The following is an 18,740-nucleotide window of genomic DNA, read 5'->3' as shown; positions in this document are numbered from 1 at the left end:
TGTAACCATCAGAAGCAACAGATATAGCAATAGAAAACTACAAATATAACAATAGAAAGGAAGTTTTAAATGAGCCAGTTTACTACCCGATGCCCATCCTGCAATAGTTTAAACCGCGTTCCTGTAGAGAGAGTGTCTGACTCTGCCACCTGCGGAAAATGTCAAAGTTCACTGTTAGACGGTGCCCCGGTTGAAGGGACAAGCCAGAATATTCAGGCCCTACTTAACGGTGACCAGCCCGTAGTGATAGATTTCTGGGCCCCCTGGTGTAATCCGTGTGTCGGCTTTTCCCCGGTGTTTGAGCAGACCGCCGCGGAACGTAAAGGAGCCGCCCGCTTTGTTAAAGTGAATACGGAAGTTGAACAACAGCTGGCCGCCCAATACCAGATCCGCAGCATACCGACCATCATGGTATTTAAAAACGGCCAGCGGGTAGATATGGTTAATGGCGCCCTGCCTAAAGGCCAGTTTGATAACTGGCTTAACACTAGTCTTAATTAACAGAAGCTTATTTAACGCCTTCTCTGAAATAAGCCCACCGGAATAGATAGTGGTATCAAACTCGAACAGTAAGCCTGCAAATGGCAGGCTTTTAAAAGGTTACTTAGGCCGAATGAAGTTCGCTCTCGTTATGTAAAATAGGTTTTATCGCCATATCACGCTGAGTAACACTCACCCCTTTAATTTGAGCAAACACCTGCTGTCCTTGTTTAAGTTGCAGATCATCCAGCGCCCAATGAGTGATATTGGCCCACAGTTGACAGCCGTCTGCCAATTGCAGCAGTACCGCAGCACTCTGGTTACCTTGTTGGCTCTCACGCTTCTCTTTCTTAATGACTGTCGCTGGCAGAATGTTGCGGATCGAGGTTGTCTTTGAATGTTCAAGGGTAATAGAAACATCATTTGCCCTAATCTGAAGGCGAAGTTCTTCACCCGGTTCAGCATCCAGTTTTTGTACCCAGATATGAGTGTGACTGTTCAGCTCTACCTTCGACAAGGCATACTTTTCATGATGAGAGTGGATACGAGCCTCAAACAACGAGCTTTGATCAGAAAATGAGTGCCACGGCCGCATCACTTCTGATGCCCAGATGGCCTCTAAGCTGTCACAAGCGATAACCTTTCCACTCTCAAGAAGTACCATATGATCGGCAAGCCTGAGAATTTCGCTCAGACTATGGGTGACATACAGAATGGGGATATTAACCTGTTTTGATAATTTCTCCAGAAATGGCATTACCTCTTTTTTACGGGGCAAGTCTAGTGACGCCAGAGGTTCATCCATCAGCAATACCTGAGGGTTTGACAGCAACGCCCGGGCAATAGCCACCCGCTGCCTCTCTCCTCCTGACAGTGCAGCGGGATAACGTTCCAACAGATGACTCAGGTTAAGAAGATCAACAATACGCTCAAACTCACTTTGCTGATGGTTTTCTTTTACACCATAGAGAAGGTTTCCCCTGACGCTATAGTGGGGAAACAGGCGTGAATCCTGAAATACGTAGCCTATATCTCTCTTTTCAATAGCCAGATCTGTTCCTGCACCGCTGTCAAATAACAGACGATCACCCAGCTTGATCCGGCCTGAGTCCGGCGTGATTAATCCAGCTATGGTATTAATAAATGAAGTTTTTCCTGAACCGGAACGACCAAAAATAGCGGTAATTCCACTCGAAGGTATGGTGACATCAACATCCAGAGTTATCCCGCCTAACTTATGTGTTAACTGAATTTCAATCATGATTAATGTCCGTAACCCAATCTTTTCTTAGTTCTACGACTAAGCCACTCAGAAATAAATAGCGAAATTAACGCAACAGCTATTGAGATAATACAAAGCCGCGCAGCACTCTCTTCCGCCCCGGGAGTTTCAATAAAGGTATACATCGCCAGAGGCAATGTTTGTGTCTCACCCGGAATATTAGAAACAAAGCTAATGGTCGCACCAAACTCACCCAGGCTGCGGGCAAAAGAGAGCATAGTACCGGTTACTATTCCCGGCAGAGTCAGTGGCAGCGTAATAGTACAAAAAACTTTAAACGGTGATGCCCCCAAGGTTCTGGCAGCCTGCTCCAGTTTTACATCAACATTATCCAGACTGAGCCGGATAGCTCGAACCATAAGGGGCAGAGCCACAACAGCGGAGGCAAGCGCCGCCCCCCTCCAGCTAAAGCTGAATGACAAACCAAAGGTATCCGACAGGAATGAACCGATAACACCCTGCTTGCCCATAACTACCAATAGCAGGTAACCGATAACAACCGGGGGAAGTACCAAAGGCAGGTGAATAAGGCTATCCAGCAGCTGTTTACCATAAAAGTTCTTCTTCGCCAGAAGCCAGCCAAAAAATATGCCGGCAGGGATCAGCCAAAGAACCGCAACAGAGGCAACTTTAAGGCTTAACAGCAGAGCTTCAATTTCATAATCCGACAAACTTACTGCTCCTCACCTTTTGGCAGACTAAAACCATATTTCTCAAAGATCTGCTGTGCTGTATCACTCAATATAAATTGAGCCAACTTATTGGCAGCTTTACTGCCTGAAATGACCGCCATAGGATACTGAACCGGAGTATGAGACTGCTCAGGGAAGGTGTCCAGAATAACTACCTTGCTACTTACCATAGCATCGGTCTGATAAACAACCCCTAGTGCTGCCTCTCCTCTCTCAACCAAAGCCAAAGCGACACGAACTGAGTTGGTGGGTGCGGTATAAGATCTGACTTGTTGCCAGACGCCTAGATTTGATAGTGCCTGTTTGGCATAAATACCAGCAGGAACGGAATCTACCTGCCCGACGGCCAGTCTTTCGTTTTTAAGTGCTGCGAGCCATTGCTCTGCATTTGCTAAATCAAATTGATCCACTTTTCCGTTAGCTGGCTTTACCAGAGAAAGTTGATTACGCGCCACGATATCAGCTTTATCCCTATAAACCATTCCTTTATCTATCAGATAGTCGACCCATTTAACATTAGCGGAGATATAAATATCGGCTGGTGCACCCTTTTCAATCTGCCTTGCCAGAGAAGAAGAACCGGCAAAAACAGCAACCACTTTGTCGCCTGACTGTGCTTTATAGCTCTGTAAAACCTCATTAATTACATTGGTCATTGAGGCTGCGGCATACAAACGGACTTTATCTGCGGCCTGAACTGAACAAGAGGCGGCAAACAGGATAGAGATGAATAGATGAGAAATGGCCTTATACATACTTTTTATACAGGTCTGAACAGGAGCGTAACAATATAACATGTTCTTGCCTGTATCCGGCTAGACTGATATCTCAATTAGCGATTCAATTTGCATTTATCATTCACTAACCACTTGAATTAAAAGACACATAATGAAATAAAGCCTCTTTATTTTTCATGTTTTTTAATATTAACGGCAGACAAGAAATTGACACTGGCCGGTTATTCTTTACTTGATTGATAACCAACTCCGTCTCTTTCCCTTTCTGCTTCTGGCTTTTTGGCTATCAGAATAAAATCAGGCATAATAATTGCTTAGTAAAATCCAATCAGTTTTTAATTATAATAAAATGGAGTTTCCATGTTACGCAAAGTACGTGATATCGCATTACTTTCCGCTGTTGCGCTAAGTTCAGGCGCTGTATACGCCAACAACTTCAATTACAACGCCTTCGATGTAAATGTAGGCGGAGGCCCAACAACGTTCGGGGTCGGTGCCAGCATGCAGTTTACTGAAAACGTGCATTTAGTGGGTAAGGCAGAAAGTAAGTTTGACGGCGATTACGACATTGCCGCTGGTATTGGATTCAACGGTCCGGCTGGTCAGTTTGCTGATGTTATAGGTCAGATGCTGCTACATAACGTAAAAGAACCGGATGATAAGGTTCTGGGTGAAGACATTTTACCAGAGCTTAGCTTAGGCACTCGCCTGTGGTTTATTGATGGCATTGAAGCTCATGGTAAAGTGGGTCAGTTACTTGACGGTGATGACAGCCACACAACCTGGGAAGTCGGTGGTCGATTCCACTCTACCCAGCAGCTGGTATTAGGCGTCTCCTTCTACAATGGCGGTGTATACGGTAACCAATTCCGTATGCAGGCGCGATTCCAGTACTAACTGAGTAGAAAACTGAAAAGCAGCACCTGAGTGCTGCTTTTTTGTTAACTGTCAAAACTTTGACAGTGTGCTTCAGGTTAGAGTTTGAAGCGGCCGACGATAGCAGCCAGACTACTGTTCACACTGGCAATGGTTTCAGATTCAGCCAAAGCCTCTTTACTGTTGGTGTCCAGTTCACTAACAATATCACTGATTGCGCTCATATTACGGCTCACTTCCTGAGTAACACTGCTCTGCTCTTCCGCCGCAGTAGCAATTTGAGTGCTCAAATCATTAATATCACCGACAAACTGCGTCATAGTTCCCAGACTTTCAGTTACTCCGCCCATACCGTCAGCCGTTTCCTGACAGCGTTCTTTAGTCGTATCCATCGCTTCAACGACTGACTGGTTTCCTTTCAGCAAGCTGCTTAAAGCGGACTCGATCTCTTCAGTACTCTCTTTAGTACGGCTGGCAAGGTTACGCACTTCATCGGCAACAACGGCAAAACCACGCCCCTGCTCTCCGGCCCTTGCAGCCTCAATTGCCGCATTCAATGCCAACAGGTTAGTCTGCTCTGCAATTTCTCCGATAACACTCAGGATAGCGTTAATACCGTCGGTTTCTTGGCTCATGCGCTGAACGTTTTCTGCTGTCGCATCAACATCCTGAACTAACACACTAACAGTAGTCTGAGCCTGAGATACCGTATTCTGCGATACGCCACTGGCTTCATTCGCTTTATGCGTCAGTTGAGCCGTATTCGCCGCATCGGTCGCCATCGCATCCGCCGTTGCGTTCATCTCTTCTATCGCGGCGACAATCTGTTCTGTTTCAGATACGTGGCTTTCCAGAATTGCCGCATTACGGGTTGACTTACCTTTAAGGCTTTCAACATTCTCCTGTAGTTGCAGGGATACATTTTGTATCTCCAGCATCATGCTCTGAAGGCTGGCAATAAACTGGTTTACTCCGTCGGCTATCTGGCCCAAATCATCCTTGGTTCTTACCTCTAGCCTCTGGGTAAGATCACCATCACCCTGTGATAGCCCGGTAATGGTTTTTTTAAGTTCCAGAATAGGGCGATAAAGTGCCTGAATCACAAAAAACGCCAGGACAACACTAAGTATACAGGCCGTCAGGGCAACAAAGATTGCGTCATATTTTGCGTCTTGCAGATCAGCAAAGGCGACATCTTTGTCCAACCCTATTACAAAGTACCATTTCTTATCGCCAACGACGATTTGCTTGGAAAACATTAACTTATCTACGCCATTAAGCTGGTACTCTTGTGTGGCGATCTGCTGTTGAGTGGCGTTAACTAATACGGATTTTAGGGAAGCAATATCGGCCCCTTTCTCACCAACTTTTAAGGCGGGAGAAGAGGAGGCTAAAATGGAGGTGTCCTGATTCATAATAATGGCAGCAGAACCGGCCAGTTTAGTCGCGTCGCTAACCATTTCATTAAGAAAACCCAGCTTCATATCTACCGACATCATTCCGCCAAAAGTCTTCTCAACAATACTGATCCAGTACACATCACCGTCTGAACTCAAATAAGGATCCGTTACAGAGGTACCATTTGCATTAATCGCCGCCTGATACCAACCCCGGGTGGTGACATCGCCATCATACTTATGATCGGGCCATGTCGGTGCCGTCTGGTTCCAGTAGGCATCACCATTTTTAAATGCGATCACCGCACTATTCAGGTTAGCGGCATTAGCGACCATTTTCGTTAACTCAATAATCTGTTCAGGACTGCCTTCAATATCTTTGTTCTTAAACTGCCCTGCCAGTTTCCCTACGGCAGAAACTTTTTCCCCTAATAATACCTCAACCAGTTTTGCCTGTTCAGAGACATACTCTGTTGTAGAGTCAGAAATCATTTTTGTAATCATTGCTGACTCTTTTGAATATGAAATATAGCTGGAAACAGACACCGACAAAGCGACTAAAGCCAGAATGGAAATAAGAAGTAATCGTTTAAATCCAAGGTTTTTCATATAACTCAATCCCTATTGATAACCACCTTCAATAATTATGAGTATTAACCTAGTTTTTACAAATATCTAGCTCACTATTTCCGTTTATTTTTCAGATAATTAGATCTTTAACACGTTACCTGATTATTCTATAAAACCAGATGCATTAAGATTGGCGTTCAGTTACAAACAGTAACTACTTTGGCAGGAAAATAGAAAAACAAGGCAAAATAAAGGCTTAAGTGGGTCTTAGCCCATGTATAAGGAGATGAAACTAAAAAGGCTGGCATTTATTCTCTGCCAGCCTTTCCTGATGTATTGCTAAATGATTATCCCGCAACCGTATCTTGGTTGCTCTTGGTAAACACTTTAGTAATGCTATCCCGGTAACTAAACCACAGATAAGTGACCACGATAGAGAAGAACAGATAAGAGAGAGCAAACACAAGTGGTGAGGTAATTAGCGAGGCCTGCACTCCGATAACAACACCGGCAACAGTGATCAGAATTTTAGAGAATAATCCAATCAACAGCAGAAGAAACGCCAGTTCAGGAAAGCGTGTCGTTCTGAAAGCGAACCAGTAACAGGTGCCAACGGCAAGGGATGCGACCGACAATCCAAGCATAAAAGAATGTAGATGATCAGCTGAGATAACTCCCGCTGAAATTGATGCCATTACGATTAGGAAAAGCTTCATAATTTACCTCTCATACCACCCGACCTGAGAAACATTTCAAATTTGCAATCTTATTTTGCACTGCATTTTCCTGATTTTTGAGCTAATTACAACCCCCTTTATTGTAATTATATATGACTATTTTCGAACCACTGTTGCAGTTAACATATATTTAACACAGGTCAATTTTAGGTGATTGTTTTGTATACATAAGAAAATTTGGCACAAATTATGTTGCATTAGTGTTAATGCAAGAAATGGATAAATAGTTGTGGTAAAGCTAAGGATTTAATCGAGCAAAAAGAATGGTTTTTGCCCTTAACAGCCAACTCAGACCATTAAAGGCATATTTTAACTAAAAACCTATTGGAGGATCAGACTTCAAACAGTATTGCAGGAAGCTGTTCTGCCTTACTTATGGACAGAGTTTCGGGATAGAAATCACTACGACGGTTCAAAGTAGATTTAAAGTGAATTGTCGCTATACCTGCATTTAGACCAGCTTCAATCCCTTTATCAGAGTCATCCACATACAGACATTCAGCCGTTGAAAAGCCCATGTTCATAGCGGCATACAGTAGTAGATCAGGATCCGGTTTCCAGCTGTTTGCATCAAAGGCTGAGAATAACTTGCCCTGAAACTTCTCATAAAGCCCGGTCAAACGTAGGTAGTACTCTATTTTGCTTTTTGGGCTATTTGACACCACACAATATTGAACCCCGTTACTATCTAGCTGATCCAGCACCTGATTAATACCCGGCATGGGCTGTAAAAGAGCCTGGAACAGCACTTGTGTCTGTTTACGGTACAGAGGTTCCAGCTCATCCAGACTTATGTTCAACCCCAGCCGATCTCTTGTCTCTGTTAAAATATCGGCTATTTTTCCGCCGCGGAAATGCTTTTCTATTTCGGAATAAGTCAGGTTTGGTTTAAAACAGACAAACACGTTAAGTAAAGCACGACAGCATAGAGGCTCGCTATCAATAAGCACACCGTCACAATCGAAAATGACACACTGAATGTTACTTAGCTGCTGCACTAACTTACCTCCGGGAATACCGCTTACTGAAAACTGACTCTGTTAAAATGGTTAAGCAATCAGAGTCGTAACTACATGGTAAGTCATTAAAATTAATCAGGTAGAACTAACAGAAAAGAATGATAAACCGAGCAGAATGAAAGCGTGATTATCTAACTGAGATCACTTAAATAAGGGTACTCTGTCTGGTATTTAACCAGCAAACCAGATTGCTCAGTCGAGTATATAAAAGCGGGAATAACGATTATCAGTGTTCATTATCTCCATCAGCTGATGAGCAAATAAAGGTTTGATATCTTCAACGTCAGTGACAGAGACTAAATCCGAGATAAGCAGTTCACCTTCCATTTCTGTCACAAGTGCACTAATGACCGGTTTGCCGTTACTAAAACCCAGATACATCGGATGCTGATCAGAGAGCGTGATCTGCGCAAAGAATTCAAGTACCCATGCCTGCTCTTCCGGCTCAGGCCAGAGCTGAGCCTGTAGCTGCGCAAACATCACAGTAAGGCGATGAAAGTCGACAAGATAAATATCATCAATATGGGCTGAAGGACTTTTCTCAGGCTTTACACCATGCTCGGTGTACTGAGCCTTTTGTTGCTGCTGCAGATACAGCTCTCTGCCCTTAATACTTTCTGCAGTGGGGAAGGCAACATCAACATGGCTTAGCAGCCAATGATTCTTCTTTTCTATTAACGCTGAAATAGCACTCATAAAGCCTACTTTCGATTTATTGGATAACCGCTTTTATCCGACAGAAACTATCCCCATATATCACATGCAGCGGGAGTACACATTAATTCGGACGGGTCTGAACTGCACGCGGTAAGCATACAGAGCATTAGAATGAACAACAAGCTTCTCATAGTATTTCTCTCTGTTAAATAAGCAACTTATACCCAAATCACCTCAAGATGCTTTTTCAGCGAGAATTTATTGGCTTCTGATCAAGGCACTGATTTGAAGCCATAGTTATTCTACGGTGAGGATCAGTAACACAGAGCAGGAGCCAATAAAACTCGCCCTTTGGGAGCGCATCAAGGCGCCCATTTCTGTGTCAGATAACTTTGAAAGGGAGTGCCATTCCTTCAGTTATCTTCCTTGAACTGAACACCTTGATGCAGCTCTGAACCCTGCATCTTGAGGTCACTTGGGTATAGCATAGTTTTCACAAAGTTCTCTCTCATTGCAATAAACTGTTAAACTATGCTGCATTACGAAAGCTGCATAACGAAAGTATACATTAACAAATAAGAGTGTATTTATGTTAAAAAAACTATTAATAGTACCGGCAATCACTCTCGCTCTGACTGCCTGTGATAAAAACGAGGTGGGCGACGTCAGCCTTGGTATGTTTACTATGCAGGACATTAAGCTTAATCACCTTGTTGATCCTGTCGTGACTGGTGTTACCTGCCATATCGCCTCTATAGAAGATGATCTCGCGTTTGCAGATCCTTCAGACTCATCCATCGCCTGCCGACAGACCGGTGAAATAACAGCTGAAATGATCGCTCAGATCGATACCAGTAAATCAGGCGAGGTGGTGTTTAAGAAGTCGAAGAGTATTTTCTTTAAGTCCATGAAGATTCGCAGAATTTTTGATTCGGAAAACCAAACCCTTATGTATCTCTCATATTCAACGAAAGAGACATCCGGCAGCTTTAAACATAGCCTGTCAACAGTACCTCTATGGGGAACTAAAGCCTATAAAACTCAGTAGCAGCCATGGTTGGATGCTGAGTTAAAGCCTTTACTTGCTTTCAAACGGCTAATGCTATAAAAAACCGGCTGTACCATTACATATCAAGGTGAACATGCAGAACGATATCCAGATTTGCCGAAGTGCAGAGCTTAAAAATATCTCCAAAATTGCTGACAGCTTCGGTTTGCTGGCCGAAGAGTACTCCCCTCACGGGCCTTATAAGGCGAAAATCTCCCTTGATAGCCTGAAGCGGACTGAATCGTTCCGTCAGGGAAAGCTTATTCTGGTTACGGCAATTACGCCTACTCCCCTTGGAGAAGGCAAAACGGTGACCACTATCGGCCTATCTCAGGGGTTGGCAAAGCTTGAACATTCAGTAGCAGCCTGCATCAGACAACCCTCTATGGGGCCGGTTTTTGGTGTTAAGGGTGGCGCTGCCGGAGGTGGTTATAGTCAGGTTGCTCCTATGGAAGAACTCAACCTGCATTTAACCGGAGATATTCACGCCGTCACCGCAGCACATAATCTGGCTGCAGCAGCCATTGATGCCCGTATCTATCATGAAGAGAGGGAAGGCTATCAGGCATTTGCACAGCGCACCGGGCTTAATGCGCTGAAAATAGATAAATCGCAAATCATCTGGCGCAGGGTAATGGATCATAACGACCGTGCGCTGCGGATGGTGACGATTGGTAAGAATAACCCCAATAAAACCGTAAACGGCTTTGAGCGTGATGAAGGGTTTGATATCTCTGCGGCGTCCGAACTGATGGCGATACTTGCCCTCTCATCTGACTTAAAAGATCTGAGGCAACGAATCGGCAGTATTGTGGTTGCCTACGATCTCGACGGTAAGCCGGTAACAACAGAAGATCTTCAGGTCGCCGGTGCCATGGCCGTCACCATGAAGGACTCAATTGAACCAACCTTGATGCAGACTCTTGAGGGTGTGCCGACGCTAATCCACTCAGGACCATTCGCCAACATTGCCCACGGCAACTCTTCTATTATTGCTGATAAACTAGCGCTGAGGTTAGCAGACTACACGGTAACCGAAGGTGGTTTCGGCTCAGATATGGGCTTCGAAAAAGCTTGTAATATTAAAGCAGCAACTTCAGGAAAAGCGCCAGACTGTGCTGTAATTGTCGCCACTCTTAGGGGACTGAAAGCCAACTCCGGTCACTACGATCTACGTCCGGGACAGCCGCTACCCGACTCTATCTTTAGTCCCGACAATACTGCCCTTAAAGCCGGTTTTGAAAATCTGCGCTGGCATATCGCCAACGTTACCCGCTACGGTATCCCGGCAGTTGTTGCCATCAATCAGTTTCCGCAGGATTGTGCAGAAGAGCTTGATATTCTTAAGCAGTGGATTGAGGAACTGGACTATCCGGTCACTGCCGAAATCAGTAATGGTTATAGTCAGGGGGGAGCAGGCACTGTTGCTCTGGCAGAAAAAGTGATACAGGCATGTAAGAGACCATCAGATTTTTCACCTCTGTACCAAAGTAGTGATGCACTGGAACAAAAACTAATGGCGGTTTGCGAAGTAGGCTATGGCGCAAACCAGACCATTTTATCACCGCTGGCCAAAAACCAGCTTGATAGATATAAAAAACTGGGCTTTGACAAACTTGCCGTCTGTATGGCAAAAACCCCTCTCTCCATCTCTACGGATCCTGCCTTAAAAGCCGTTCCGGAAAACTTCGACGTCAACATCAGAGAGCTTAAGCTCTGTGCAGGTGCAGGGTTTATCTATGCGTTATGTGGCAATGTTATGACCATGCCGGGGCTACCGGACAAGCCGGCATTTATGGATCTTGATATTGATGAAAACGGAGAGGTAATAGGGCTTAGTTAAGGCCGGTGATTATAAATCTGCTTATGGCCACAAACCAACACTAGTTTGTGGTCACAATAAAGGTAAGCTCTACCCTTCTGTTGCAAGCTTTACCCGCTACCGAATTGTTACTGCACTCTGGCATATTTTCACCATAGCCGCGGGTATAAATGGCACCAGAGGCCACACGGTTCCTCATCAGTTCAGCCTTCACTTCCATAGCCCTACGTTCGGAGAGCTTATCGTTAAAGGATTTCGCACCCTGACTGTCCGTATGACCATCAATAACTATATCGACATTTCTCTGGCTGGAAAGATAACCGGACAAGCGACTTAACCACATTCTCGAGTCTTTGGACACATACGCAGAGCCAGTTTTAAACTTGATCTTCTCTTTTAACTTGATCATAAGATGACCACCGGGAACGACCTCATGTTCAATGCCCTGCTGGGAAAGGAACCTAAGTAGAGTGTTCAGCTCCTGACTTTTGGTTTCTCCGTACGGCCCCTGAACTTGTCGCATCGTTCTTTGCTGAGAGGCAGACTGGGACGTTAGTTCACGCGGCGTCTCCCCCCAATCCGGGTGGAGCAGTTCTGAGTTGTTTTGCGGTGCAGTCTGGAGCATAGGGTTGGCAACCATACTTTCCATTGAACCACATCCCGCTAACAGGGATATTAAAAAGATACTCACTACTCTCACAGCTTCACCCAACTATTATCTGCTTATATCAAGTTATCATTTGTATCGGCAGTTAGCTGATAACCTTTACGACTAACTTTTAACAAATGCTGCTTTTTTCCTGCACGTCGAGAATGTAGAATCGGCAGAACATTCTCTTACATTACAATCACTATGCTTAATACATCCATAAAAGCACTTGTTTTACTCGTTGTCACTCTATTTGTTTCAGCCTGCGGAGAGACCACGACACCGGCAGCAAAAGGTGCCCCTCAGCTTGGAAAACATTTCACCGCTTTAGACAATGATCTTAGCGCTTTTAATCTGTCGCCAATTACCGAAGTTTTTTCCCTGACTTGTGGTCACTGTAAAAATATGGAGCAACATCTACCTAAAATTGAACAACTGACTAATCAGAAAGTAGGTAAGGTTCATGTCACTTTTAATGACAGTGCACAAGTAAGCGCCATGTTCTATTACGCCGCAGAGATGCAGTTAAATAGTAAACCGGACAGTAACATGCTGGCTGAACTTTTTGACACTATTCAACAGCGTGATATTGCTATGGAAGATCGCAAAGATAGGCTTCAGAAAATCTATACGTCGCGCGGACTTATCAGCCCATATGACCTGACTGAGTTACAGTCACAAGAGATGCTGAATAAAGTAAACGAGGCCGCAGACTTTACCGAACAGGCGAAAATTCAGGCTGTTCCTAGTTTTATTATTAAAGGAAAATATCTGCTGAATACTGAAGAACATGAAAACATCGACCAGTTAGCCGACACCATCAACTACATTCTTGCACAAGCAAGTTTATAAGCCCTATTGATAAGGACATATCATGTCAAAAATTATTTTTCCTATCGTTATTTTTGTTCTGGCCGGATTTTTTATCTATCGCACATGGAACAACAACAAACTCGCCACGGCAAACTTTGAGCAGGGACAGGCGTTTTTGCAGGAGAACGCAAAACAGGAAGGCGTCATCACCACTGAAAGCGGACTGCAATACAAGGTACTGACTGAAGGCACCGGAACGGTTCACCCTCAGGCCAACAGTCAGGTAAAAGTTCACTATCACGGTATGCTGACCGACGGTACGGTATTTGACAGCTCAGTTGATCGAGGTGAACCCATTACATTTGGTCTGAATCAGGTAATAAAAGGCTGGCAGGAAGGGGTACAGTTAATGGTTGAAGGACAGAAGCTGCGTCTGTATATCCCGAGCCAGCTTGGTTACGGAAAGAGTGGTACCGGCCCTATTCCACCTGCGTCAGTACTTATCTTTGATGTTGAGCTACTGGAAATTCAATAACTCAACCATCTGAAAGAAGCGTGGTATGACATTACCACGCTTTTTTATTTCACGGGACAGAAGCGGAACCCGTCCTTTTCAACCATAATACAATCCATACCAGCCGAATGTGCAGCCTGTAATCCCATCTCGGTATCTTCAAAAACCACACAATCCTTTGCAGCAACCTGCATATTACCCGCTGCCTTAAGAAAGGTATCCGGCTCCGGCTTATATCTGGTTACCTCTGATGAAGTGACAATGGTATCAAAATAACGAGTAAGCTGATTCGCTTCCAGTAGCTTAATAGCATTATCACGCTGACTTCCGGTGCCCAATGCTATTTTCATTTTATCTTTAACCGACATTAGCACTTCAAAAGAGTGGGAAATCACTTCTCCTTTATCTTCCAGCGAGGCAAAAGCGGCCATTTTAAAGGAAGCGACGTCTCTGCTATCCAGATTTGTACCGTAACGGCTATTCAGTTCTTCGGCTATTTTAAAGCTGGGTTTGCCACCCATACTGTGTATCCACTCTTTATCAAACGGCCAGCCAAACTTTTCTGTTGTTGCCTGCCAAGCAATCAAGTGTGCAGGCATGGTATCGATTAAGGTTCCATCCATATCAAAGATTACCGCCTGATAGCCGGATAGATCTATTTTCATGTTATTTTCCTGTAGAATTTACACTGTCAGGCTCTGCTAAGCCTGCTTATACACATACATTGTTATATTAATCAAAAGGATCAATATGTTAAAGATATCAAACAGTGTCACCTTAAATGACTGGGAAATTCAACTTACGGCTATCCGTGCTCAGGGTGCCGGAGGACAGAATGTCAATAAAGTCTCAAGTGCCATTCACTTGCGCTTCGATATTCATCACTCTACCCTACCCGATTTCTATAAGCAGAGGTTGCTGGGCCTGAATGATCAAAGAATTACCAAAGAAGGTATTATTGTTATTAAAGCGCAGCAGTACCGCACTCAGGAGAAAAACCGCGAAGATGCCCTTTATCGTTTGCAGCTTCTGATTCAGTCTGTAGCAAAAACAGAAAAGGTCAGAAGAGCAACTAAGCCAACCCGCTCTTCTCAGCAAAAAAGAGTAGATAACAAAACGCAAAAAGGCAGAGTAAAAGCTCTAAGAGGAAGGGTTCGCTCCCTTCCTTCCCACTAAATCTGCTGCATAAGACAACCCGCCTGATCTTTACATCTCGTTTTTAAAAAAAATAGTTAATTAGTTATATAAAATCATAAGTTTTCACAGTATCCTCGCTGCCTATTGCAAAAGATCTTTGCTTAAATCTCAATGATACAGTTTTACGTTATATGACATTAGTAGGATAAATGGCATATTACATTCGATTATACTGATGCAATATAAGCCATTTGCTACGGCAGGAAACAGACTCTGCAGCTTTTCAGCAGCAGTAAACGGTTGATCTCAATCAGCCGACATTAGCTAGTTGAACACGCTAAGGTTCATCGGTTTAACAAAGCAGCCAACATAAGAAAGCACAGATATGACGGATTCATACACTGAACAGCATCAGATAGATATCTTCCCGTGGGACGATAGCTTTAATACCGGTGTTGCGGAAATCGATCAGCAACATAAACACTTAGTCAACCTGCTGAATAAAGTCGTCACTCATATCGCCTTTAAACATTCCGATGCCTCTATCAACCCTGTTATTGATGAACTGCTCGACTATGCTGTCTACCACTTTCAAAGCGAAGAAAGCTACTGGCTTAGTTCCCTAAATCATGCGCCGCAGACGTCTCTGCACCGCGACAGTCATAACTATTTTATAAACCGTATTCATGAGCTTAAAGCCCTTGATAACGCCATGAGCATGGAAGAGTGGCAGGAAACACTATTGTCATTCCTTGCCAGTTGGCTGGCTTCTCATATCCTTGAAAGCGATAAGCATATGGCGTTTATGGTAGAAGCGACTCAGTCGGGAATGTCCCTTGATGACGCCAGTCATTGGGCAGATGAGCAGATGCGCGGGACAACGAAAACCGTTATAAATGTCATTATTGCCGCTTATCGTAACCTGACGGCCAGTACCCTAAGGCTGGTGAAAGAGATCAAAGCGAAAAACCAGACTCAATACAAGCTATCAGCAAGTGAACACCTTTTGCAGCAGGCACTGGAGCACGCAAAAATCGGTTATTGGTCTCTTCCCTATCAAAGCGATCTGGCAGTCTGGTCCGAAGAGATGTATTCCCTGTTTGGTCTTCCCCTTGACCGGAGTGCGACACCCGAAACACTGCACCGTATTATGCATAAGGAGTATCATTCACTTTATGCAGAGTCCATCCAGCAGTGCTTCCGTTCCGGTCAGGAACACAGGGTAGAGTTCCTTATTTCCCGGCCCAATGACGGGGAAATGCGCTGGATCGAGAGTCGTGGCCGAGTTACCTACAACTCGGAAGGGACTCCTGATCGCATTTCCGGCTTTGTTCAGGACATTACCGAACGAAAAAACTGCGAAGCTCAAATCACTCAACTTGCTCATATAGACTCGTTGACCGGCCTGCCGAATCGTCGACTGTTTTTTGACAAACTACGCCACGCCATTATTAGCAACCGTCAGAACAATCAGCACAGTGCGCTGCTATTTCTCGATATAGATGACTTTAAAACGATTAATGACAGCCATGGTCACGAGTACGGTGACATTCTGCTAAAAGAAATTTCTGCAAGAATAAAGCGCTGGATAAGAGACGGTGATGTTCTGGCAAGGTTTGCCGGCGATGAGTTTGTGATTATTCTCTCCGGTCTCGACTGCACTCTCCTTGAAGCTGCTGCTCAGGCAAATGCAGTGGCCGGGAAACTGCTGGATAAACTGTCACAGCTATATCAGCTAAGGGAAGTTCAGTACAACAGTAGTGTCAGTATCGGCATTGTTATATTCGGTGACCACCAAAACTCAGAATCAGAACTACTGCAGCAAGCGGATATTGCCATGTATAAGGCAAAACAATCCGGTAAAAATTCTGCCTGTATTTTTTCTGAAGATATGCAGGAAGAGATCACCCGCCACTTCAAACTGGAAAATGATCTTCGCCGCGCGACCAGAAAACAAGAGTTTGAGCTCTATTTCCAGCCACAAATCGATAAAGCCGGCGCCGTTGTCGGGGCTGAAGCCCTGATACGCTGGCGTCACCCTAAACGTGGTCTGATTCAGCCGGATGAGTTTATTTCTCTGGCAGAAAAAACAGGGTTAATAGTTCCCATAGGCGAATGGGTACTGAAAACAGCATGCTCCCAGCTAAGTGCATGGCAACAATTTGATGATACCCGCTCACTTACCCTGTCGGTAAACGTGAGCTATAAGCAGTTCCAGAACGATAACTTTGTTCCTCTGGTCTGCCAGTTAATTGAAGAACATAAAATAGAGCGTGGTAAATTACGTCTTGAACTGACTGAATCTGTATTGATTGATGATATGGAGCAAATTACCCGCCATATGAATACATTAAGAAGTAAAGGCGTGCACTTTTCTCTTGATGACTTTGGAATGGGCTACTCGTCACTTAAGTACCTTAAAGATCTCCCCCTTAGCCAGTTAAAAATCGATCGCTCTTTTATCAGAGATCTGGAATCAGGGAAGAGTGATCCTTCCATTGTTAAAACCATAATCTCTATTTCTGATACTCTCGGGCTATACTCCATCGCTGAAGGCGTTGAAACTGCATCGCAGCAAAAGTATCTGCAAAACGAGGGCTGCTCCGTCTATCAGGGCTTCCTGTACAGTAAGCCATTGCCGATAAAAGAGTTTGATCGTTACCTTTCCGAACAGAGCCTGTCAGTTGACAAAAACAAAAGGCAAAAAACGGTAAAACTGGATTAAGTGTTCTGCTGTCCCCGCTAAGCAACAAGGCCGCAATATTTAGTTGCGGCCTTGTTTATTCCATACACAAATTACTAAGGGGCTATTTATACCGTGCGGCGGTATATTTCGGCGCCATCAGATTTTCCACAGATAACAGTTGATCAAGCTGCTCTTCATCCAGTAAGCCTCTTTCAAGAACCACCTGACGAACACTTTTACCTGTTTCGGCACAAATACGGCCGACAATGTCACCTTCATGATGGCCGATATAAGGGTTTAGATAGGTCACGATGCCAATCGAATTGTGCACAAACCCCTCACATATCTCTTTGTTGACGGTAATACCCCTGACGCATTTTTCATCCAATGTAGTACATGCATTGCCAAGTAACTCAATAGATTCAAACATCGCCTGAGCAATTACCGGTTCCATAACGTTCAACTGCAACTGACCGGCTTCGGCAGCGAAAGTTACCGCGGTGTCGTTACCAAAAATCTTAAAACAGACCTGATTAACCACTTCAGGTATTACAGGATTTACTTTCGCCGGCATAATTGAAGAACCTGCCTGCAGCTCAGGCAGATTGATTTCATTAAGTCCGGCTCTCGGGCCGGAAGAGAGAAGACGAAGATCATTAGACACTTTAGACAGTTTTACCGCCAAGCGTTTCAGTGCGCCGTGAACCATGACATAAGCACCACAGTCACTGGTTGCTTCAATCAGGTTCTCCGCAGGTTTACACGGGAAACCTGAAATCACACTCAGATAACTGACTGCTGTTTCCTGATAACCTTCAACGGCATTCAGACCCGTACCAATCGCAGTCGCACCAAGGTTAACTTCCAGCAACAGTTGCGCGGTATAGTTGATGTTCTTGATCTCTTCACGCAGCAAGGTTGAAAATCCGGCAAACTCACTTCCGACAGTCATAGGAACCGCATCCTGTAACTGGGTGCGTCCCATTTTTAGCACGTCTGAGTATTCTCTTGCTTTGCTGTCGAATGAGGCAGCAATTTGCCCTACTTTGTCACAAAGCTTCATTAATGAACTGTATAAGGCGATACGAAACCCTGTCGGGTAGGCACAGTTGGTCGACTGGCTTTTGTTAACATGATCATTAGGGTTAATCACATCATAACGGCCTAATTTTTCGCCACGCATCTCAAGGGCGATATTGGCGATAACTTCATTCGTATTCATATTTACCGAAGTCCCAGCCCCACCCTGATACACATCTGAGATAAAGCTATCCATACCTGTTCCCTTATCCAGGATCTCATCGCAGGCTGCAATAATCGCGCTGGCGATATCTTTGGGAATTACCGCCAGATCTCTGTTTGCCAGTGCGGCAGCTTTCTTGGTCATCACCATTCCGCGAACAAAGTCTGCAACATCAGAAATAGTCTGATTAGAAATATTAAAATTCTGTTTCGCCCTTAAGGAGTGAATTCCGTAGTAGGCGTCCACGGGAATCTCAAGTTTACCGAGTAGATCTTCTTCAGTACGGGTCGCATTCATTACCTGAAACCTCAATATGTTAGTTGGTTAATCATTATTTGATTTAGCTAAAACTAAGACGAGATATAAGCAATATTGATAAAT

The 18,740-nt window shown here is 44.4% G+C and carries 18 protein-coding genes; 8 read left to right on the top strand and 10 right to left on the bottom strand.

The genetic code is table 11. From position 1 onward, the window contains the following. Positions 1-69 precede the first annotated feature (69 nt). Positions 70-501 carry a thioredoxin TrxC gene (trxC, locus tag PK654_RS19070; protein WP_271700653.1) on the top strand — a complete coding sequence of 144 codons (432 nt, stop codon included), beginning with the start codon at positions 70-72 and terminating at the stop codon, positions 499-501. Positions 502-604: 103 nt separating this feature from the next. Here trxC and modC read toward each other — a convergent pair whose 3' ends face one another. Genes modC through modA form a run of 3 tightly spaced genes read right to left on the bottom strand, consistent with a single transcriptional unit; the run spans position 605 to position 3,209 of the window. Continuing rightward, positions 605-1,744 (bottom strand): molybdenum ABC transporter ATP-binding protein ModC, encoded by a 1,140-nt coding sequence (gene modC / locus PK654_RS19065; RefSeq protein WP_443088767.1) that lies wholly within the window; start codon positions 1,742-1,744, stop codon positions 605-607. After that, complete coding sequence (gene modB, locus PK654_RS19060) at positions 1,744-2,433, bottom strand: molybdate ABC transporter permease subunit (RefSeq protein WP_271700651.1); 690 nt, start codon at positions 2,431-2,433, stop codon at positions 1,744-1,746. The genes modC and modB overlap by 1 nt, the downstream gene beginning before the upstream one ends. 2 nt (positions 2,434-2,435) lie before the next feature. Next, a complete protein-coding gene (gene modA, locus PK654_RS19055; protein WP_271700650.1) occupies positions 2,436-3,209 on the bottom strand; it encodes a molybdate ABC transporter substrate-binding protein in 774 nt (257 codons plus the stop codon). 342 nt (positions 3,210-3,551) lie between these two features. Between modA and PK654_RS19050 the strand changes: the two genes are divergently transcribed. Beyond that, positions 3,552-4,088: a hypothetical protein gene (locus tag PK654_RS19050; protein ID WP_271700649.1), complete on the top strand. Its 537-nt coding sequence runs from the start codon at positions 3,552-3,554 to the stop codon at positions 4,086-4,088. Positions 4,089-4,165: 77 nt separating this feature from the next. Here PK654_RS19050 and PK654_RS19045 read toward each other — a convergent pair whose 3' ends face one another. The 4 genes from PK654_RS19045 to PK654_RS19030 form a co-directional block, all read right to left on the bottom strand. After that, on the bottom strand, positions 4,166-6,073 hold the full coding sequence (locus PK654_RS19045) for a methyl-accepting chemotaxis protein (RefSeq protein WP_271700648.1): 1,908 nt from the start codon (positions 6,071-6,073) through the stop codon (positions 4,166-4,168). 308 nt (positions 6,074-6,381) lie between these two features. After that, a complete protein-coding gene (locus tag PK654_RS19040; protein WP_271700647.1) occupies positions 6,382-6,750 on the bottom strand; it encodes an NADH:ubiquinone oxidoreductase in 369 nt (122 codons plus the stop codon). A gap of 353 nt (positions 6,751-7,103) precedes the next feature. After that, complete coding sequence (locus tag PK654_RS19035; protein ID WP_271700646.1) at positions 7,104-7,769, bottom strand: HAD-IA family hydrolase; 666 nt, start codon at positions 7,767-7,769, stop codon at positions 7,104-7,106. A gap of 213 nt (positions 7,770-7,982) precedes the next feature. Further along, positions 7,983-8,486, bottom strand: coding sequence for a flavodoxin (locus PK654_RS19030; RefSeq protein WP_271700645.1), 504 nt, complete (start codon positions 8,484-8,486; stop codon positions 7,983-7,985). Between the two features lie 550 nt (positions 8,487-9,036). Between PK654_RS19030 and PK654_RS19025 the strand changes: the two genes are divergently transcribed. Together PK654_RS19025 and PK654_RS19020 are read left to right on the top strand one after the other, a co-directional pair. Next, positions 9,037-9,495, top strand: a complete 459-nt coding sequence (locus tag PK654_RS19025; RefSeq protein ID WP_271700644.1) for a CreA family protein — start codon at positions 9,037-9,039, stop codon at positions 9,493-9,495. Between the two features lie 94 nt (positions 9,496-9,589). Continuing rightward, positions 9,590-11,338 carry a formate--tetrahydrofolate ligase gene (locus PK654_RS19020; RefSeq protein ID WP_271700643.1) on the top strand — a complete coding sequence of 583 codons (1,749 nt, stop codon included), beginning with the start codon at positions 9,590-9,592 and terminating at the stop codon, positions 11,336-11,338. 40 nt (positions 11,339-11,378) lie between these two features. Here the strand turns inward: PK654_RS19020 and PK654_RS19015 are convergent, their stop codons facing one another. Then, positions 11,379-11,966 (bottom strand): OmpA family protein, encoded by a 588-nt coding sequence (locus PK654_RS19015; RefSeq protein WP_271700642.1) that lies wholly within the window; start codon positions 11,964-11,966, stop codon positions 11,379-11,381. Between the two features lie 204 nt (positions 11,967-12,170). Between PK654_RS19015 and PK654_RS19010 the strand changes: the two genes are divergently transcribed. Further along, positions 12,171-12,818 carry a thioredoxin domain-containing protein gene (locus PK654_RS19010; RefSeq protein ID WP_271700641.1) on the top strand — a complete coding sequence of 216 codons (648 nt, stop codon included), beginning with the start codon at positions 12,171-12,173 and terminating at the stop codon, positions 12,816-12,818. A gap of 22 nt (positions 12,819-12,840) precedes the next feature. Next, a complete protein-coding gene (locus PK654_RS19005) occupies positions 12,841-13,314 on the top strand; it encodes an FKBP-type peptidyl-prolyl cis-trans isomerase (protein WP_271700640.1) in 474 nt (157 codons plus the stop codon). A gap of 44 nt (positions 13,315-13,358) precedes the next feature. Here the strand turns inward: PK654_RS19005 and PK654_RS19000 are convergent, their stop codons facing one another. Next, positions 13,359-13,958, bottom strand: coding sequence for a beta-phosphoglucomutase family hydrolase (locus PK654_RS19000; RefSeq protein WP_271700639.1), 600 nt, complete (start codon positions 13,956-13,958; stop codon positions 13,359-13,361). Between the two features lie 85 nt (positions 13,959-14,043). Here PK654_RS19000 and arfB point away from each other — a divergent pair, with 85 nt between their 5' ends. Both arfB and PK654_RS18990 read left to right on the top strand, forming a co-directional pair. Next, entirely contained in the window at positions 14,044-14,469 is a 426-nt protein-coding gene (gene arfB, locus PK654_RS18995; RefSeq protein ID WP_271700638.1) for an alternative ribosome rescue aminoacyl-tRNA hydrolase ArfB, read from the top strand. 346 nt (positions 14,470-14,815) lie between these two features. Beyond that, a complete protein-coding gene (locus tag PK654_RS18990) occupies positions 14,816-17,155 on the top strand; it encodes a bacteriohemerythrin (protein WP_271700637.1) in 2,340 nt (779 codons plus the stop codon). 82 nt (positions 17,156-17,237) lie between these two features. On the opposite strand, the gene aspA is transcribed toward PK654_RS18990, so the two are convergent. Further along, a complete protein-coding gene (gene aspA / locus PK654_RS18985; RefSeq protein WP_271700636.1) occupies positions 17,238-18,656 on the bottom strand; it encodes an aspartate ammonia-lyase in 1,419 nt (472 codons plus the stop codon). Positions 18,657-18,740: the final 84 nt, after the last annotated feature.

This window comes from Vibrio sp. SCSIO 43137 (assembly GCF_028201475.1).
Lineage (GTDB): Bacteria > Pseudomonadota > Gammaproteobacteria > Enterobacterales > Vibrionaceae > Vibrio.
Note: the sequence above shows the minus strand (reverse complement) of the source record. Positions and strands in the feature narration are given on the sequence as shown.